This is a genomic window from Polynucleobacter sp. MWH-Adler-W8 (assembly GCF_001889925.1).
In the GTDB taxonomy this organism is placed as follows: Bacteria; Pseudomonadota; Gammaproteobacteria; order Burkholderiales; family Burkholderiaceae; genus Polynucleobacter.
The window spans coordinates 82183-98989 of the sequence record NZ_LZFI01000001.1; the positions used below are offsets into that span (position 1 = coordinate 82183).

A 16807-nucleotide genomic window follows, 5' to 3' on the forward strand; every position below is an offset into this window, starting at 1 on the left:
TAGTTTTTATAAAGGGGTGTAGCTCAATTGGCAGAGCGTTGGTCTCCAAAACCAAAGGTTGGGGGTTCGATGCCCTCCGCCCCTGCCACGATTTGAACTGAAAGCAAAATGTCTCATCAAACAGCAAGTCATACTGAAGAAAAAAGCAGCTGGGTCACTGTACTCGCTGCTTTAATCGTCGTTGCAGCGTTAGTTCTGTACTACACGCTCGCTGATCAATCTATGTTGATTCGTCTTGCTGTTTTATTTGGCGGCATTGCAGCTGCAGTTTTGATTGTGGCAATTTCTCCTGATGGGCGTCGTTTCATCGCCTACGCAAAAGATTCTTGGTATGAAGTAAAAAAGGTTGTTTGGCCAACTCGTAAAGAGACTACCCAAATGACTCTAGTCGTATTTGGCTTTGTTCTGATCATGTCCTTGTTTTTGTGGACTGCAGACAAATTGATTGAATGGCTAGTTTTTTCAGTCTTTTTGGGCTGGAAGTGAGTAAAAAATGATTGATTCTGAAGTAGCTACTAATCCACAAGCTATCGGCAATATGCGCTGGTACGTCATTCATGCTTATTCCGGAATGGAAAAGAGCGTGAAAAGAGGCCTTGAAGAGCGTATTGCTCGCTCTGGAATGCCTGAGAAATTTGGCCGTATTTTGGTCCCTTCCGAAGAGGTTGTAGAGATCAAGTCCGGCACCAAGTCAGTTTCCGAGCGTCGTTTCTTCCCAGGATATGTCCTGATTGAGATGGAAATGACCGATGAGAGCTGGCATTTGGTGAAGAACACACCAAAAGTAACCGGTTTCGTAGGCGGCGTTCGTAATCGTCCAAGCCCAATTTCTACGGCTGAAGTAGCCAAAATCATGGATCAAATGCAGGCTGGGGTGGATAAACCTAAGCCTAAGACCCTATTTGAGGTTGGCGAGATCGTGCGAGTTAAAGAAGGCCCATTTGTTGATTTCAACGGAAATATCGAAGAAGTCAATTATGAGAAGTCAAGATTGCGCGTTTCTGTTACAATTTTTGGCCGCGGTACCCCAGTTGAGCTGGAGTTCGGCCAGGTAGAAAAGATGTAAAAACAAGGACTTAGTCCTGGTTTTAGTAGTTAGTAGTTAAGTGGTTAGCAATAACCGAGGAGCGGAGCTAGAAAGCCAAAAACTAGCGAAGCGTTTACTCAACAGCGGTCTTTCCTAATGAGGTTAGGCGCGCTTTAAGGAGCACACATGGCAAAGAAGATTATTGGCTTTATTAAGCTGCAGATCCCTGCAGGTAAAGCAAATCCATCACCACCCGTAGGTCCAGCATTGGGTCAACGCGGCCTTAACATTATGGAATTCTGTAAGGCGTTCAATGCTCAAACTCAGAGCATGGAACCAGGCCTTCCAATTCCAGTCGTGATTACAGCGTTTGCTGATAAGAGCTTCACATTCATCATGAAGACTCCTCCAGCAACCATCATGATTAAGAAGGCTGCGAAGATTGAAAAAGGATCACCACGTCCTCATACCGATAAAGTGGGTTCAATTACTCGTGCTCAAGCGGAAGAAATCGCTAAAGCAAAAATGCCAGATTTGACAGCGGCCGATATGGACGCAGCTGTTAGAACAATCGCTGGTAGCGCCCGTTCCATGGGCATCACTGTGGAAGGTCTCTAATCATGACTAAATTATCTAAACGCGTAAAAGCAATTCAATCTAAAGTTGATCGCAACAAGTTCTATTCATTAGATGACGCATTGAACCTTGTTAAAGAGTGTGCAACTGCTAAGTTTGATGAGTCTATTGACGTTGCTGTTCAGTTGGGTATTGATGCTAAGAAATCTGACCAAGTTGTGCGTGGCGCAGTAGTGCTCCCGGCTGGTACAGGTAAGCATGTTCGTGTAGCTGTTTTTGCTCAAGGCGAGAAGGCTGAACAAGCTAAAGCCGCTGGTGCAGAAATTGTTGGCATGGAAGAGCTTGCTGAACAAATTAAAGGCGGCAAAATTGATTTCGATATTTTGATCGCATCCCCAGACACAATGAAAATTGTTGGTACTTTAGGTCAAGTATTGGGCCCACGTGGTTTGATGCCGAATCCAAAAGTTGGAACAGTGACTCCTGACGTTGCTACTGCAGTTAAAAATGCAAAAGCGGGTCAAGTTCAGTTCCGCGTGGACAAAGCCGGTATCGTGCACGCAAGCATTGGCCGTCGTTCATTCGAGCCAACTGCATTGAAATCCAACTTGCTCGCATTGCTCGAGGCTTTGAATAAAGCGAAGCCACCTGCATCTAAGGGTATTTATTTAAAGAAGGTTGCCGTAAGCAGCACCATGGGTGCAGGCGTACGCGTAGACCAAGCATCGTTACAGGCAGCAGCTTAATTAGCCTGTAGCAAAAAAGAACTTTGGGTCGACTCCCACTCTTTGAGTGAGAGTCGAACATCAAAGACCGTTGGTGAATGAGTTTGCTTTTATAGGGATGAATTCTTAATCGTTACGAAAGTAATAGCCAGCGCAGATGGCGACCCTGAAAAGATTTTCACAAGAACCTTGTGAACAAATGATCAGACGCTGGTGTGTAACCCCAACTGGAAACAGTTGGTTTTTTAGGAGTTAAACCGTGCCTTTGAATGTACAAGACAAAAAAGCGATTGTTGCTGATGTCGGCGCTCAATTGGCTGGAGCCCAAACTGTCGTGCTCGCTGAATACCGTGGTATTCCAGTAGAGCAGTTGACAAAGCTACGTGCTAGCGCACGTGACCAAGGTGTATATCTTCGCGTTTTGAAGAACACATTGGCACGCCGTGCTGCACAAGGCACACAGTTTGAGCCTCTTGCCGATTCGATGGTTGGCCCATTGATCTACGGCATTTCTGCTGATCCGATTGCTTCGGCAAAAGTATTGCAGAACTTTGCTAAGACTCAAGACAAGCTGGTCATTACTGCTGGCTTATATAACGGCAAGTTGTTGGACGTAGCTGGTGTTAAATCCCTCGCGTCTATTCCAAGCCGCGACGAGTTGTTATCTCAGTTGTTGGGTGTGATGTTGGCCCCAGTTTCTGCGATGGCTCGCGTATTGGGCGCAGTAGCAGCACAAAAGGCAGAAGGAGCACCTGCTCCTGTTGCAGCACCGGTAGCAGAAGTAGCAGCAGCCCCAGCAGAAGTAGTTGCTGAAGCCGCCGCTCCAGAAGCAAGTGCTGAGCCTGCAGCCGCAGCCCCAGAAGCTGGAACAGAAACACCTGAAACCCCTGCCGCTGAATAAGCGACAGATTAACTATTTAAGTATTAGGAGCTAAAAATGGCGATTACTAAAGAAGAAATCATTGATGCAGTAGGTAGCATGTCCGTTATGGATTTGAACGACTTGGTTAAGGCGTTCGAAGAGAAGTTTGGCGTTTCCGCTGCAGCGATGGCTGTTGCTGGTCCTGCTGGTGCAGCTGGCGGCGCTGCTGCTGAAGAGCAAACAGAATTCACTGTTAACTTGCTCGAAGCTGGCGCAAACAAGGTTTCAGTAATTAAGGCAGTTCGCGAAATTACTGGTCTTGGCTTGAAAGAAGCTAAGGACTTGGTTGACGGTGCACCGAAGCCAATCAAAGAAGCTGTTGATAAGAAGACGGCTGAAGAAGCTAAGAAGAAGCTTGAAGAAGCTGGCGCTAAAGCAGAACTCAAGTAATACATACAATGCTGGCGCCTCTCAAAAAGGGGCGTTAGCCATGTTGGGTTTGACCTCTAGAGGTCAAACCCGATTTCATTTCTGATTGAAATCGGGTTTGCCTTCTGATACGACTGCAGAATGCAAGTTTGGTCGGACACTAAATCTATCGGTTTAGTGTTGTCCGCCAGTGATTGGTAGTGGCCAATCGCCAAATCTTTGTACAGTCGCTGAATTCGGAGATGAAATGAACTATAGCTTCACCGAACGCAAGCGAGTCCGTAAAAGCTTTGCTAAGCGAGTAAATAACCACCAGGTTCCGTACCTGATCGCAACGCAGCTGGAATCCTACGCTAAATTTTTACAGGCTGAAAAGCCAGCAATGTCTCGTCTTACTGAGGGACTTCAAGCTGCCTTTACATCAGCATTCCCAATTGTGTCTAACAACGGCTATGCACGTATGGAATACGTGTCTTACCAGTTATCACAGCCACCATTTGACGTTAAAGAATGTCAACAGCGTGGTTACACATACCACTCTGCCTTGCGCGCAAAAGTTCGCTTGATTATTTATGATCGCGAAGCGCCTACTAAGGTTAAAGAGGTAAAAGAGAGCGAAGTCTACATGGGTGAAATTCCACTCATGACAGAAAATGGCTCTTTTGTGATCAATGGTACTGAGCGCGTGATCGTTTCTCAGTTGCACCGTTCCCCAGGCGTGTTCTTCGAGCACGATAAGGGTAAAACACATAGCTCAGGTAAGTTGCTGTTCTCAGCACGCATCATTCCTTACCGTGGTTCATGGCTCGATTTCGAGTTTGATCCGAAAGACATTCTCTATTTCCGCGTTGACCGTCGTCGTAAGATGCCTGTCACCATTTTGCTCAAAGCAATTGGTTTAAACAACGAACAGATTCTTGCTAACTTCTTTAACTTTGACCATTTCTCATTAACTGCTAACGGCGGTTCAATGGAATTTGTGCCAGAGCGTTTGCGTGGTCAGTTGGCTAGCTTTGATGTGCTCGACAAGAATGGCGTTGTTGTCATTCAAAAAGACAAGCGTATCAATGCAAAGCATATCCGCGAACTTGAAGCTGCTAAGACAAAAACAATCGCTGTACCAGATGACTATTTAATTGGTCGTGTTGTTGCGCGCAATATTGTTGATCCAGATTCTGGTGAAATCTTGGCCTACGCTAATGATGAAATCACTGAAGAGGTATTGGCTACATTGCGCGATGCAGGCATCAAGCAATTAGAAACTATCTACACCAATGATTTGGATTCTGGTGCATACATTTCTCAGACATTGCGTACTGATGAAACAGCGGATCAAATGGCTGCTCGTATCGCCATCTACCGCATGATGCGTCCTGGTGAGCCTCCAACAGAAGATGCTGTAGAAGCCTTGTTCCAGCGCTTGTTCTACAACGAAGATACTTACGATTTGTCACGCGTTGGCCGTATGAAGGTCAACAGCCGTTTGAACCGTCCAGAAATGGAAGGCCCAATGGTTCTGTCAAACGAAGATATTCTCGACACCATTAAGTCCCTCGTAGATTTGCGTAACGGCAAAGGCGAAGTAGACGATATCGATCACTTAGGTAATCGTCGTGTACGTTGCGTTGGCGAATTGGCTGAAAACCAATTCCGTGCTGGTTTGTCACGTGTTGAGCGTGCGGTTAAAGAACGTCTCGGCCAAGCCGAAACAGAAAACCTCATGCCGCATGACTTGATTAACAGTAAGCCAATCTCTTCTGCGATTCGTGAGTTCTTCGGTTCTTCACAGTTGTCCCAGTTTATGGACCAAACCAACCCGCTTTCAGAGATCACGCACAAGCGTCGTATTTCTGCGTTGGGACCTGGTGGTTTGACCCGCGAGCGCGCAGGCTTTGAAGTGCGCGACGTGCATCCAACTCACTATGGACGTGTTTGCCCAATTGAAACTCCCGAAGGACCAAACATTGGTTTGATCAACTCACTCGCGTTATTTGCGCGTTTGAATGAGCATGGTTTCTTAGAAACCCCATACCGTAAAGTTTCCAATAGCAAGGTAAGCGATGAAGTGGTTTACCTCTCTGCGATTGAGGAAGCAAAGTATGTGATTGCTCAGGCAAACGCAACAATCGACAAGAGCGGTAAGTTGGCCGACGAATTAGTTTCTGCTCGTCAAGCTGGTGAAACCATGATGGTTAGCCCAGAGCGCATCGATTTCATCGACGTTGCTCCTAGCCAGATCGTTTCTGCTGCCGCTTCACTCGTTCCATTCTTAGAGCACGATGATGCAAACCGTGCTTTGATGGGTGCAAATATGCAGCGTCAAGCAGTTCCTTGCTTGCGTCCGGATAAGCCATTGGTTGGTACAGGTTTAGAGCGTATTGTTGCGGTTGACTCTGGCACTGTTATTTTGGCGTCCCGGGGCGGTATCGTTGATTATGTTGACGCTAACCGTGTTGTGATTCGTGTAAACGATGATGAGACAGCTGCTGGTGAAGTTGGTGTGGATATTTATAACCTCATCAAGTACACCCGTTCAAACCAAAACACCAACATTAACCAACGTCCTATCGTTCAGGCTGGTGATCGCGTAGCGCGTGGTGACGTTGTTGCTGACGGCGCATCTACCGATTTGGGTGAATTGGCTTTGGGTCAAAACATGACTGTGGCATTTATGCCATGGAACGGCTACAACTTCGAAGATTCAATCTTGATCTCTGAAAAAGTTGTTGCTGACGACCGCTACACCTCTATTCATATTGAAGAGTTGTCAGTGGTTGCGCGTGATACCAAGCTGGGTTCAGAAGAAATTACTCGCGATATCTCCAATTTGGCAGAGTCACAACTCTCCCGTTTGGATGAAAGCGGTATTGTTTACATCGGTGCTGAAGTTGAAGCTGGCGACGTATTGGTTGGTAAAGTAACTCCAAAGGGCGAGACTACTCTCACTCCTGAAGAGAAGTTACTACGTGCGATCTTCGGTGAAAAAGCATCTGACGTTAAAGATACTTCTTTGCGCGTTCCATCAGGAATGATCGGTACTGTTATTGATGTTCAGGTCTTCACCCGTGAAGGTATTGAGCGTGATGCACGTGCACAGTCAATTATCCAAGAAGAATTACAACGCTATCGTTTGGACTTGAACGACCAGTTGCGTATTGTTGAGGGCGATGCCTTCATGCGTTTAGAAAAACTGTTGATTGGTAAAGTTGCCAATGGTGGTCCTCAGAAATTAGCTAAAGGCACTAAGATTGAAAAGGAATACCTTGCCAGCTTAGATAAATACCATTGGTTTGACGTTCGTCCAGCAGATGATGAGGTTGCCTCACAAGTTGAAGCAATTAAATCTTCTATCGAAGCGAAGCGTAAGCAATTTGATGAGGCTTTTGAAGAGAAGCGCACCAAGCTTACCCAGGGCGATGATTTACAGCCTGGCGTAACAAAGATGGTTAAGGTGTACTTGGCCGTTAAGCGTCGTTTACAGCCTGGTGACAAGATGGCCGGTCGTCACGGTAACAAAGGTGTGGTTTCTAAAATCGCCCCAGCTGAAGATATGCCATTTATGGCTGACGGACGCCCTGTTGACATCGTCTTGAACCCATTGGGTGTTCCTTCCCGTATGAACGTTGGCCAGATCTTGGAAACCCATTTAGGTTGGGCTGCCCAAGGTATTGGTAAGCGTATTGACGAGATGGTTCGTGAGCACGCTAAGCAAACTGAATTACGTAAGTTCTTCAAGCAGCTTTATAACGAAACAGGTCGTGTTGAAGACATCGACAACTTCACTGATGAGCAGATCAATGTTTTGGCTGAGAATCTCCGCCAAGGCTTGCCATTTGCTACTCCAGTGTTTGATGGTGCTACTGAAGCTGAAATCGGACGCATGCTCGAGTTGGCGTATCCAGAAGATGTTGCTAAATCTTTGAAGATGACCCCTTCACGTCAGCAAATGATTTTGTGCGACGGCCGAACTGGCGACCAATTTGAGCGTCCAGTCACTGTTGGCGTAATGCACGTCTTGAAACTCCACCATTTGGTCGATGACAAGATGCATGCACGTTCAACCGGACCTTACTCTTTAGTAACGCAACAGCCATTGGGCGGTAAAGCTCAGTTCGGTGGTCAGCGCTTTGGTGAGATGGAAGTCTGGGCCCTCGAAGCATACGGTGCTTCATATGTCTTGCAGGAAATGCTGACAGTGAAGTCCGATGACGTCGCAGGCCGTACCAAGGTTTATGAAAACATCGTCAAGGGCGAGCACACGATTGATGCTGGCATGCCCGAATCCTTCAACGTGCTGGTAAAAGAAATCCGTTCGTTGGGTATTGACATTGACATGGAGCGCAACTGATATGAAAGCATTGCTCGATTTATTTAAGCAAACGCAGGGCGAAGAGCAGTTTGATGTCATCAAAATTGGTCTCGCATCTCCTGAGAAAATTCGCTCATGGTCTTTTGGTGAAGTACGCAAACCAGAAACCATCAATTACAGGACTTTTAAGCCCGAGCGTGATGGTTTGTTCTGCGCCAAGATTTTTGGACCAACCAAAGACTACGAGTGCTTATGCGGTAAGTACAAGCGTTTAAAGTTCCGTGGCGTAATCTGCGAGAAGTGCGGCGTTGAAGTTACTCTCGCTAAGGTGCGTCGTGAGCGCATGGGCCACATTGAGTTGGCAGCCCCTGTAGCGCACATTTGGTTCTTGAAGTCATTGCCATCCCGTTTGGGTATGGTTCTCGATATGACATTGCGTGATATCGAGCGTGTTCTTTACTTTGAAGCATATGTAGTAGTTGATCCTGGTATGACTCCTGAAGGCGCGATGAAGCGCGGTCAGATCATGTCTGAAGATGAATACATTGCTAAGACCGAAGAGTATGGTGACGGTGCATTTACCGCCATCATGGGCGCGGAAGGTATTCGTGATCTCTTGCGTTCGATTGATATCGATCGTGAAGTAGAGACTATTCGTGCTGACTTAAAAGCCACTGGTAGCGATGCCAAGATCAAGAAATACGCTAAGCGCTTAAAAGTGCTCGAGGCGTTCCAGACTTCAGGCATCAAGCCTGACTGGATGATCATGGAAGTATTGCCAGTATTGCCACCTGAATTGCGCCCATTGGTGCCATTGGATGGCGGTCGCTTTGCTACTTCAGATTTGAACGACCTCTACCGTCGTGTGATCAACCGTAACAACCGTTTAAAGCGTTTGTTAGAGTTGCGCGCACCAGAGATCATCGTTCGTAACGAAAAACGGATGTTGCAAGAAGCGGTTGACTCATTGCTCGACAACGGTCGTCGCGGTAAGGCTATGACTGGCGCTAACAAGCGTCCTCTCAAGTCCTTGGCCGAGATGATTAAAGGTAAGAGCGGTCGTTTCCGTCAAAACTTGTTGGGTAAACGTGTTGACTACTCTGGTCGTTCAGTCATCGTGGTTGGCCCTACATTGAAGTTGCATCAGTGCGGCTTACCAAAATTAATGGCCTTGGAATTATTCAAGCCATTCATTTTCAACAAGCTTGAGACTTTGGGTATTGCAACCACGATTAAGGCTGCAAAGAAAGAAGTTGAAAGCCAGACTCCAATCGTTTGGGACATTCTCGAAGAAGTCATTCGTGAACATCCAATCATGTTGAACCGTGCGCCTACATTGCATCGTCTTGGTATTCAGGCTTTCGAGCCAATGCTGATTGAAGGTAAAGCAATCCAATTGCACCCATTGGTCTGCGCGGCATTTAACGCGGACTTCGATGGTGACCAAATGGCGGTTCACGTTCCTTTGTCGCTCGAAGCGCAAATGGAAGCACGTACATTGATGTTGGCTTCGAACAACGTATTGTTCCCAGCTAACGGCGAGCCATCAATCGTTCCGTCACAGGACGTGGTGTTGGGTCTGTACTACGCTACACGTGACAAGATCAACGGTAAGGGCGAAGGCATGGTTTTCGCTAACATTACTGAAGTAGTACGTGCATACGAAGCAGGTCAAGTTGAATTGGCTTCTCGTGTTGCTGTTCGTATTACTGAGTTTGAGATTGTGGACAAGAAGGCAGAGGGCGATGCCCGTTTTGCTGAAAAGACCAAGATCTATCAAACATCAGTTGGCCGTGCAATCTTGTCTGAGATTTTGCCTAAAGGCATGTCTTTCGAGGAAATTAACAAGCCTTTGAAGAAAAAAGAAATCTCACGCTTGATCAACACTTCATTCCGTAAGTGCGGTTTACGTGAAACTGTGATTTTTGCCGACCGCCTCTTGCAGTCTGGTTTCCGTTTGGCAACCAACGCTGGTATCTCAGTTGCGATCGACGATATGCTGATCCCAACTTCTAAAGAGCGCATCATCACTGAGGCATCTGCCAAGGTTAAGGAGTATGACAAGCAGTTCATGTCAGGTCTCGTAACCAATCAAGAGCGTTATAACAACGTGGTTGATATTTGGGGTGCTGCAGGCGACCAAGTTGGTAAAGCAATGATGGATGAGTTGTCACACGTTGACGTACTCGATCGTAACGGTAAGACTGTGCGTCAAGAATCCTTTAACTCCATCTACATGATGGCGGATTCTGGTGCGCGTGGATCTGCAGCGCAGATTCGTCAGTTGGCTGGTATGCGTGGTTTGATGGCTAAGCCGGATGGCTCCATCATTGAAACCCCAATTACTGCGAACTTCCGTGAAGGTTTGAACGTATTGCAGTACTTCATCTCAACCCACGGCGCTCGTAAAGGTCTGGCAGATACAGCGTTGAAGACAGCGAACTCGGGTTACTTGACACGTCGTTTATGCGACGTCACTCAAGATCTCGTGGTGATCGAAGATGATTGCGGCGCAACTAATGGTGTAACTATGAAGGCGCTGGTTGAAGGCGGCGAAATTATCGAAGCATTGCGTGACCGTATTTTGGGTCGTGTATGTATCGGTGACATCGTTCATCCTGACACACAAGAAGTCATTGTTCCGAACGACACCTTGCTCGATGAAGATCACGTTGATCAAATCGTTGCATTGGGTATCGACGAAGTTAAAGTTCGCACAGTATTGTCTTGCTTAACTCGCTTTGGTTTGTGCGCGAAGTGCTACGGACGCGATCTAGGTCGCGGTGGTTTGGTAAACGTTGGTGAAGCAGTTGGCGTGATCGCTGCTCAGTCCATCGGCGAGCCAGGCACACAGTTGACTATGCGTACTTTCCATATTGGTGGCGCAGCGTCACGTGCATTGGTTGCAAGCAACATCGAAGCTAAGTCTAATGGTGCTTTGAAATTCTCTGCCACGATGCGTGTTGTCAAGAATGCGAAGGGTGAGCAGATCGTGATTTCACGTTCTGGCGAAGCCTTGATCGTTGATGAGAATGGTCGTGAGCGCGAGCGTCATAAAGTGCCTTATGGTGCAACTCTCTTGTTGAAAGAAGATGCAGCTGTTAAGGCTGGCGCAAGCTTGGCGACTTGGGACCCATTAACACGTCCGATTATTTCTGAGTACGCTGGTATCGCCCGCTTCGACAACGTTGAAGAAGGTGTAACCGTTGCTAAGCAGGTAGACGAAGTTACCGGTCTTTCCACCTTGGTGGTAATTGACGGTAAGCGTCGTTCTGCAGCAAGCAAAGGCGTTCGCCCAGTGATCAACTTGGTTGATGACAAGGGTAACGAAGTCATGATCGCCGGTACTGATCACCCAGTAAACATTGGCCTCCAAGTGGGCGCGTTGATTACTGTTAAAGATGGTCAAAAAGTCGAAGTTGGTGAAGTATTGGCGCGTATTCCAATCGAATCACAGAAGACTCGCGACATTACCGGCGGTTTGCCACGCGTCGCTGAATTGTTCGAAGCACGTTCACCTAAAGATGCAGCTGTCTTGGCAAAAGTTACTGGAACAGTTTCCTTCGGTAAAGAAACCAAAGGTAAACAACGTTTGGTGATTACCGATATGGACGGCGAAGCCAATGAATTCTTGATTCCTAAAGAGAAGCAAGTTCTCGTTCATGACGGTCAAGTTGTGAACAAGGGCGAGATGATTGTGGAAGGCCCAGCTGATCCACATGACATCTTGACTCTCAGAGGTATTGAAGAGTTGGCGATCTACATCGTTGATGAAGTTCAAGACGTTTACCGTTTGCAAGGCGTGAAGATTAACGACAAGCACATTGAAGTGATCGTGCGTCAAATGTTGCGTCGTGTGCAGATCACTGATGGCGGCGATACCGCTTACATCACTGGTGAGCAAGTTGAGCGTTCAAAACTGTATGACGCTAACGATTTAGTGATTGCCGCAGGTAAGCGCCCAGCTCAGTTCGAAAACGTGCTGTTGGGTATTACTAAAGCATCCTTGTCGACCGACAGCTTCATTTCAGCGGCTTCTTTCCAAGAAACCACCCGTGTATTGACCGAAGCCGCCATTATGGGCAAGACCGATACACTCCGTGGCCTCAAGGAAAACGTCATTATTGGTCGTCTGATTCCTGCTGGTACCGGCTTGTCTTACCGCCGTGCACGCAAGGTCAGAGAGCAATTCGAGCGTGACCGCGCTCAAATGATTGCCGCCGAAGAGGAAGCAATAGCCAATATGCCTGTAGAAATAGAGGCTGAAGTCGTTGCTCCTGCTGGGGAGGCTGATCCGAGCTAATTTGGTAATTCTGGCCAGAAATGGCCAGTTTTTTCCCCATTTGGTTGACGGAAAAGGCTGGCCAAGCTAGAATGCTGAGTTCTACTGATTCAGAAGAGGGTCTTTTTGACCTAGAAATTCTCTAAGTCATTGATTTTCTTGAAGAAAGCAACAAAGAAGTACTAACCGAGCTATTTTATGCCAACAATTAATCAATTAATACGTAAGCCAAGATCCAGGCTGATCGTTAAAAGCAAGAGCCCTGCACTGGAAAACAGTCCGCAGCGCCGTGGTGTTTGTACACGTGTGTACACCACTACTCCTAAAAAGCCTAACTCTGCGCTTCGTAAAGTAGCCAAAGTTCGCTTAACCAATGGTTTTGAAGTTATTTCATACATTGGCGGTGAAGGCCATAACCTCCAGGAACACTCGGTAGTGTTGATTCGTGGTGGTCGTGTAAAGGATTTGCCAGGTGTTCGTTACCACATCGTTCGTGGCTCACTTGACTTGCAAGGTGTTAAAGACCGTAAGCAATCACGTTCCAAGTACGGTGCTAAGCGCGCTAAGAAATCTGCTTAATCTTTCAATAGATTTTTGCTGAAGTATTTGTAGTAAGTCTTCGTTTGTCAGACTTAAAAGACAAGTAAGTGGTTGTCCCGTCTAAGAATCTTCTTAGATAGTAGGGCAACCGGAGCGGGTGATCCATGTGGGTCGCCCCTAACTGAACTGAAGGAGTAGTTATGCCACGTCGTCGTGAAGTTCCCAAACGGGAAATTTTGCCGGATCCAAAATTCGGTAATGTAGAAGTAGCTAAATTCATGAACGTCCTCATGTTGGACGGCAAGAAATCGGTTGCAGAGCGTATCGTTTACGGTGCCTTTGATCACATCGAGAAAAAAGCAAACAAAGAACCACTCGAAATTTTCTCAACAGCTATGGGCAACGTTAAGCCAATGGTTGAGGTGAAGAGCCGTCGTGTTGGTGGCGCTAACTACCAGGTTCCTGTTGAAGTTCGCCCATCACGCCGTTCTGCTTTGGCAATGCGCTGGGTGCGCGAAGCCGCTAAAAAGCGCGGTGAGAAATCTATGGCTCAACGTTTGGCCAACGAATTATTAGAAGCTGCAGAAGGTCGCGGCGGAGCAATGAAGAAGCGTGAAGAAGTTCACCGTATGGCAGAAGCTAACAAAGCTTTCTCACATTTCCGCTTCTAATCAAATAGTAAAGAAAAGGCACCAACAGTGGCACGTAAAACCCCCATCGACAGATACCGCAATATTGGTATCTCTGCGCACATTGACGCAGGCAAGACAACAACTACAGAACGCGTTTTGTTCTACACCGGTGTTAATCATAAGATTGGTGAAGTACATGATGGCGCTGCAACCATGGACTGGATGGAACAAGAGCAAGAGCGTGGTATCACGATTACTTCTGCTGCTACTACAACGTTCTGGAAGGGTATGGCTGGTAATTTCCCAGAGCACCGCATCAATATTATTGATACCCCAGGACACGTAGATTTCACTATTGAAGTTGAGCGTTCAATGCGCGTTTTGGATGGTGCTTGCATGGTTTACTGTGCGGTAGGTGGTGTACAGCCCCAATCTGAAACTGTTTGGCGTCAAGCTAACAAGTATCAAGTTCCACGTTTGGCTTTCGTAAACAAGATGGACCGCACCGGTGCGAACTTCTTTAAGGTCTATGACCAGATGAAGTTACGCCTTAAAGCAAATCCTATCTTGATCCAGATTCCTATTGGCGCTGAAGAAAACTTCAAGGGCGTTGTGGACTTGGTAAAAATGAAGGCCATCTATTGGGATGAGGCTTCACAAGGCACTAAGTTTAGCTACGAAGAGATTCCTGCTGAATTAAAGGCATCTGCAGATGAGTGGCGCGAAAAGATGGTTGAAGCCGCTGCTGAAAGTTCAGAAGAGTTGATGGAGAAGTATCTCGGTGGCGAAGAGTTAACCGAAGAAGAAATCAAAAAAGCGTTGCGTCAACGTACGATTGCTAATGAAATCATTCCAATGATGTGCGGAACTGCGTTCAAAAACAAAGGCGTTCAGGCAATGTTGGATGCGGTGGTTGAGTTATTGCCATCCCCATTAGACGTTCCACCAGTTCCTTGTGAATTGGAAGACGGAACTCCAACAACACGTAAAGCTGATGATGCTGAGAAATTCTCTGCATTGGCATTTAAGATCATGACTGACCCATTTGTTGGCCAGCTTATCTTTTTCCGCGTTTATTCAGGTGTAATGAAATCTGGCGACACAATCTACAACCCAATCAAGGGTAAGAAAGAGCGTGTTGGTCGTTTGTTGCAGATGCATGCAAACCAACGTGAAGAAATTAAAGAAGTTTATGCAGGCGATATCGCTGCTGCAGTTGGTCTAAAAGACGCAACTACTGGCGAAACATTATGTGACCCAGATAGCATTGTTATTTTGGAGCGCATGGTATTCCCAGAGCCAGTAATCTCACAAGCAGTTGAGCCAAAGACAAAACCAGACCAAGAAAAAATGGGTCTTGCTTTGAACCGCTTGGCACAAGAAGATCCTTCTTTCCGCGTTAAAACGGATGAAGAGTCTGGCCAGACAATTATTTCTGGAATGGGCGAGCTCCATTTGGAAATTTTGGTTGATCGTATGCGTCGTGAATTTGGTGTTGAAGCCACTGTTGGTAAGCCACAAGTTGCCTATCGCGAAACTATTCGTAAAGTTTGCGAAGAAATCGAAGGTAAGTTTGTTAAGCAGTCTGGTGGTCGCGGTCAATACGGTCACGTGGTATTAAAGCTTGAGCCACAAGAGCCAGGTAAAGGTTTTGAATTCATTGACGCTATTAAGGGCGGTGTGGTTCCACGCGAATACATCCCTGCAGTAGAAAAAGGAATTCGCGAAACATTGAATTCCGGTATTTTGGCTGGCTATCCAGTTGTAGATATCAAAGCTACATTGTTCTTCGGTTCATACCATGACGTTGACTCCAATGAAAACGCATTTAAGATGGCGGGTTCTATGGCATTCAAAGACGGTATGCGTAAAGCAGCACCAGTATTGCTTGAGCCGATGATGGCTGTTGAAGTAGAAACACCAGAAGATTTCATGGGTAACGTAATGGGTGATCTTTCATCCCGTCGCGGTATTTTGCAGGGTATGGATGACATTCCAGGCGGTGGCAAGATCGTCCGTGCTGAAGTGCCGTTGGCAGAGATGTTTGGTTACTCAACTGGCTTACGCTCGTTGACCCAAGGTCGCGCTACCTACACCATGGAATTTAAGCATTATTCCGAAGCACCGAAGAACGTTGCTGAAGCAGTTATGGCTGCTAAAGCGAAGTAATTTATCTACATTAATTTTGAATATTGACTAGCTAAAGAAGGCAGACAAAAATGGCAAAAGAAAAATTCGAGCGGACAAAACCGCACGTAAACGTAGGCACCATCGGTCACGTTGACCACGGTAAAACTACATTGACAGCAGCAATTGCAACCGTGCTTTCTAAAGCATTCGGTGGCGAAGCTAAAGCATACGATCAGATCGATGCTGCTCCTGAAGAAAAAGCACGCGGTATTACGATTAATACAGCGCACGTTGAGTACGAGACAGCAAACCGTCACTACGCACACGTGGATTGCCCAGGACATGCTGACTACGTGAAGAACATGATTACTGGTGCTGCTCAGATGGACGGCGCTATTTTGGTTTGTTCTGCTGCTGACGGCCCAATGCCACAAACTCGTGAACACATCCTCTTGGCACGCCAAGTGGGTGTTCCTTACATCGTGGTGTTCTTGAACAAGTGCGACATGGTTGATGACGCTGAATTGTTAGAGCTCGTTGAAATGGAAGTTCGTGAGCTTTTATCTAAGTACAACTTCCCTGGCGATGACACACCAATCATTCAAGGTTCTGCTAAGTTAGCTTTAGAAGGCGACGAAGGCCCATTGGGTAAAGAAGCCATCATGAAATTGGCTGAAGCATTAGATACTTATATCCCAACTCCAGAGCGTGCTGTTGATGGTGCCTTCTTGATGCCAGTAGAAGACGTGTTCTCTATCTCCGGTCGCGGTACTGTTGTGACTGGTCGTATCGAGCGCGGTATCGTTAAAGTAGGCGAAGAGATCGAAATCATCGGTATCAAGCCAACACTCAAGACCACTTGTACTGGTGTTGAAATGTTCCGTAAATTGCTCGACCAAGGTCAAGCAGGCGATAACGTTGGTATCTTGTTACGCGGTACAAAACGTGAAGAAGTTGAGCGCGGCCAAGTATTGGCTAAGCCAGGTTCAATCACCCCACATACTCACTTTACAGCCGAGGTGTACATCTTGGGTAAAGACGAAGGTGGTCGTCATACACCATTCTTTAACAACTATCGTCCACAGTTTTACTTCCGCACAACGGACGTAACTGGTTCAATCGAGTTGCCAAAAGACAAAGAAATGGTCATGCCTGGCGATAACGTCACGATTACCGTAAAACTCATCGCGCCAATCGCGATGGAAGAAGGTTTACGTTTTGCGATCCGTGAAGGTGGCCGTACTGTTGGCGCCGGCGTGGTTGCAAAGATTTTGGCTTAAGTAGTAAGTTTTAAT

At 46.8% G+C, this 16807-nt stretch carries 12 protein-coding genes and 1 tRNA gene; all 13 read left to right on the plus strand.

The annotated features are described in order from the left end of the window. Positions 1-12 precede the first annotated feature (12 nt). The 13 genes from AOC28_RS00430 (at position 13) to tuf (ending at position 16792) form a co-directional block, all read left to right on the plus strand. Positions 13-88: transfer RNA gene (locus AOC28_RS00430), tRNA-Trp, on the plus strand. Positions 89-108: 20 nt separating this feature from the next. Next, positions 109-486, plus strand: a complete 378-nt coding sequence (gene secE, locus AOC28_RS00435; protein ID WP_072582059.1) for a preprotein translocase subunit SecE — start codon at positions 109-111, stop codon at positions 484-486. A gap of 7 nt (positions 487-493) precedes the next feature. Beyond that, positions 494-1066 carry a transcription termination/antitermination protein NusG gene (nusG, locus tag AOC28_RS00440; protein ID WP_072582060.1) on the plus strand — a complete coding sequence of 191 codons (573 nt, stop codon included), beginning with the start codon at positions 494-496 and terminating at the stop codon, positions 1064-1066. Between the two features lie 147 nt (positions 1067-1213). Continuing rightward, positions 1214-1645: a 50S ribosomal protein L11 gene (rplK, locus tag AOC28_RS00445; protein ID WP_068320088.1), complete on the plus strand. Its 432-nt coding sequence runs from the start codon at positions 1214-1216 to the stop codon at positions 1643-1645. A gap of 2 nt (positions 1646-1647) precedes the next feature. After that, the gene (gene rplA, locus AOC28_RS00450; RefSeq protein ID WP_071464433.1) at positions 1648-2349 is read left to right on the plus strand and encodes a 50S ribosomal protein L1; all 702 of its coding nucleotides are present in this window, start codon (positions 1648-1650) and stop codon (positions 2347-2349) included. Between the two features lie 238 nt (positions 2350-2587). After that, positions 2588-3229: a 50S ribosomal protein L10 gene (gene rplJ / locus AOC28_RS00455; protein ID WP_071464434.1), complete on the plus strand. Its 642-nt coding sequence runs from the start codon at positions 2588-2590 to the stop codon at positions 3227-3229. Positions 3230-3265: 36 nt separating this feature from the next. Then, positions 3266-3640 (plus strand): 50S ribosomal protein L7/L12, encoded by a 375-nt coding sequence (rplL, locus tag AOC28_RS00460; protein WP_011901893.1) that lies wholly within the window; start codon positions 3266-3268, stop codon positions 3638-3640. Between the two features lie 226 nt (positions 3641-3866). After that, a complete protein-coding gene (gene rpoB, locus AOC28_RS00465; RefSeq protein ID WP_072582061.1) occupies positions 3867-7967 on the plus strand; it encodes a DNA-directed RNA polymerase subunit beta in 4101 nt (1366 codons plus the stop codon). A 1-nt stretch (position 7968) separates the two neighbouring features. After that, positions 7969-12231 (plus strand): DNA-directed RNA polymerase subunit beta', encoded by a 4263-nt coding sequence (rpoC, locus tag AOC28_RS00470; RefSeq protein WP_072582062.1) that lies wholly within the window; start codon positions 7969-7971, stop codon positions 12229-12231. Positions 12232-12408: 177 nt separating this feature from the next. Continuing rightward, positions 12409-12789, plus strand: coding sequence for a 30S ribosomal protein S12 (gene rpsL / locus AOC28_RS00475; RefSeq protein WP_072582063.1), 381 nt, complete (start codon positions 12409-12411; stop codon positions 12787-12789). A gap of 161 nt (positions 12790-12950) precedes the next feature. Then, positions 12951-13421, plus strand: a complete 471-nt coding sequence (rpsG, locus tag AOC28_RS00480) for a 30S ribosomal protein S7 (protein ID WP_011901897.1) — start codon at positions 12951-12953, stop codon at positions 13419-13421. Between the two features lie 27 nt (positions 13422-13448). Next, positions 13449-15551, plus strand: coding sequence for an elongation factor G (fusA, locus tag AOC28_RS00485; RefSeq protein WP_072582064.1), 2103 nt, complete (start codon positions 13449-13451; stop codon positions 15549-15551). A gap of 50 nt (positions 15552-15601) precedes the next feature. Continuing rightward, a complete protein-coding gene (tuf, locus tag AOC28_RS00490; protein WP_071464430.1) occupies positions 15602-16792 on the plus strand; it encodes an elongation factor Tu in 1191 nt (396 codons plus the stop codon). Positions 16793-16807 lie beyond the last annotated feature (15 nt).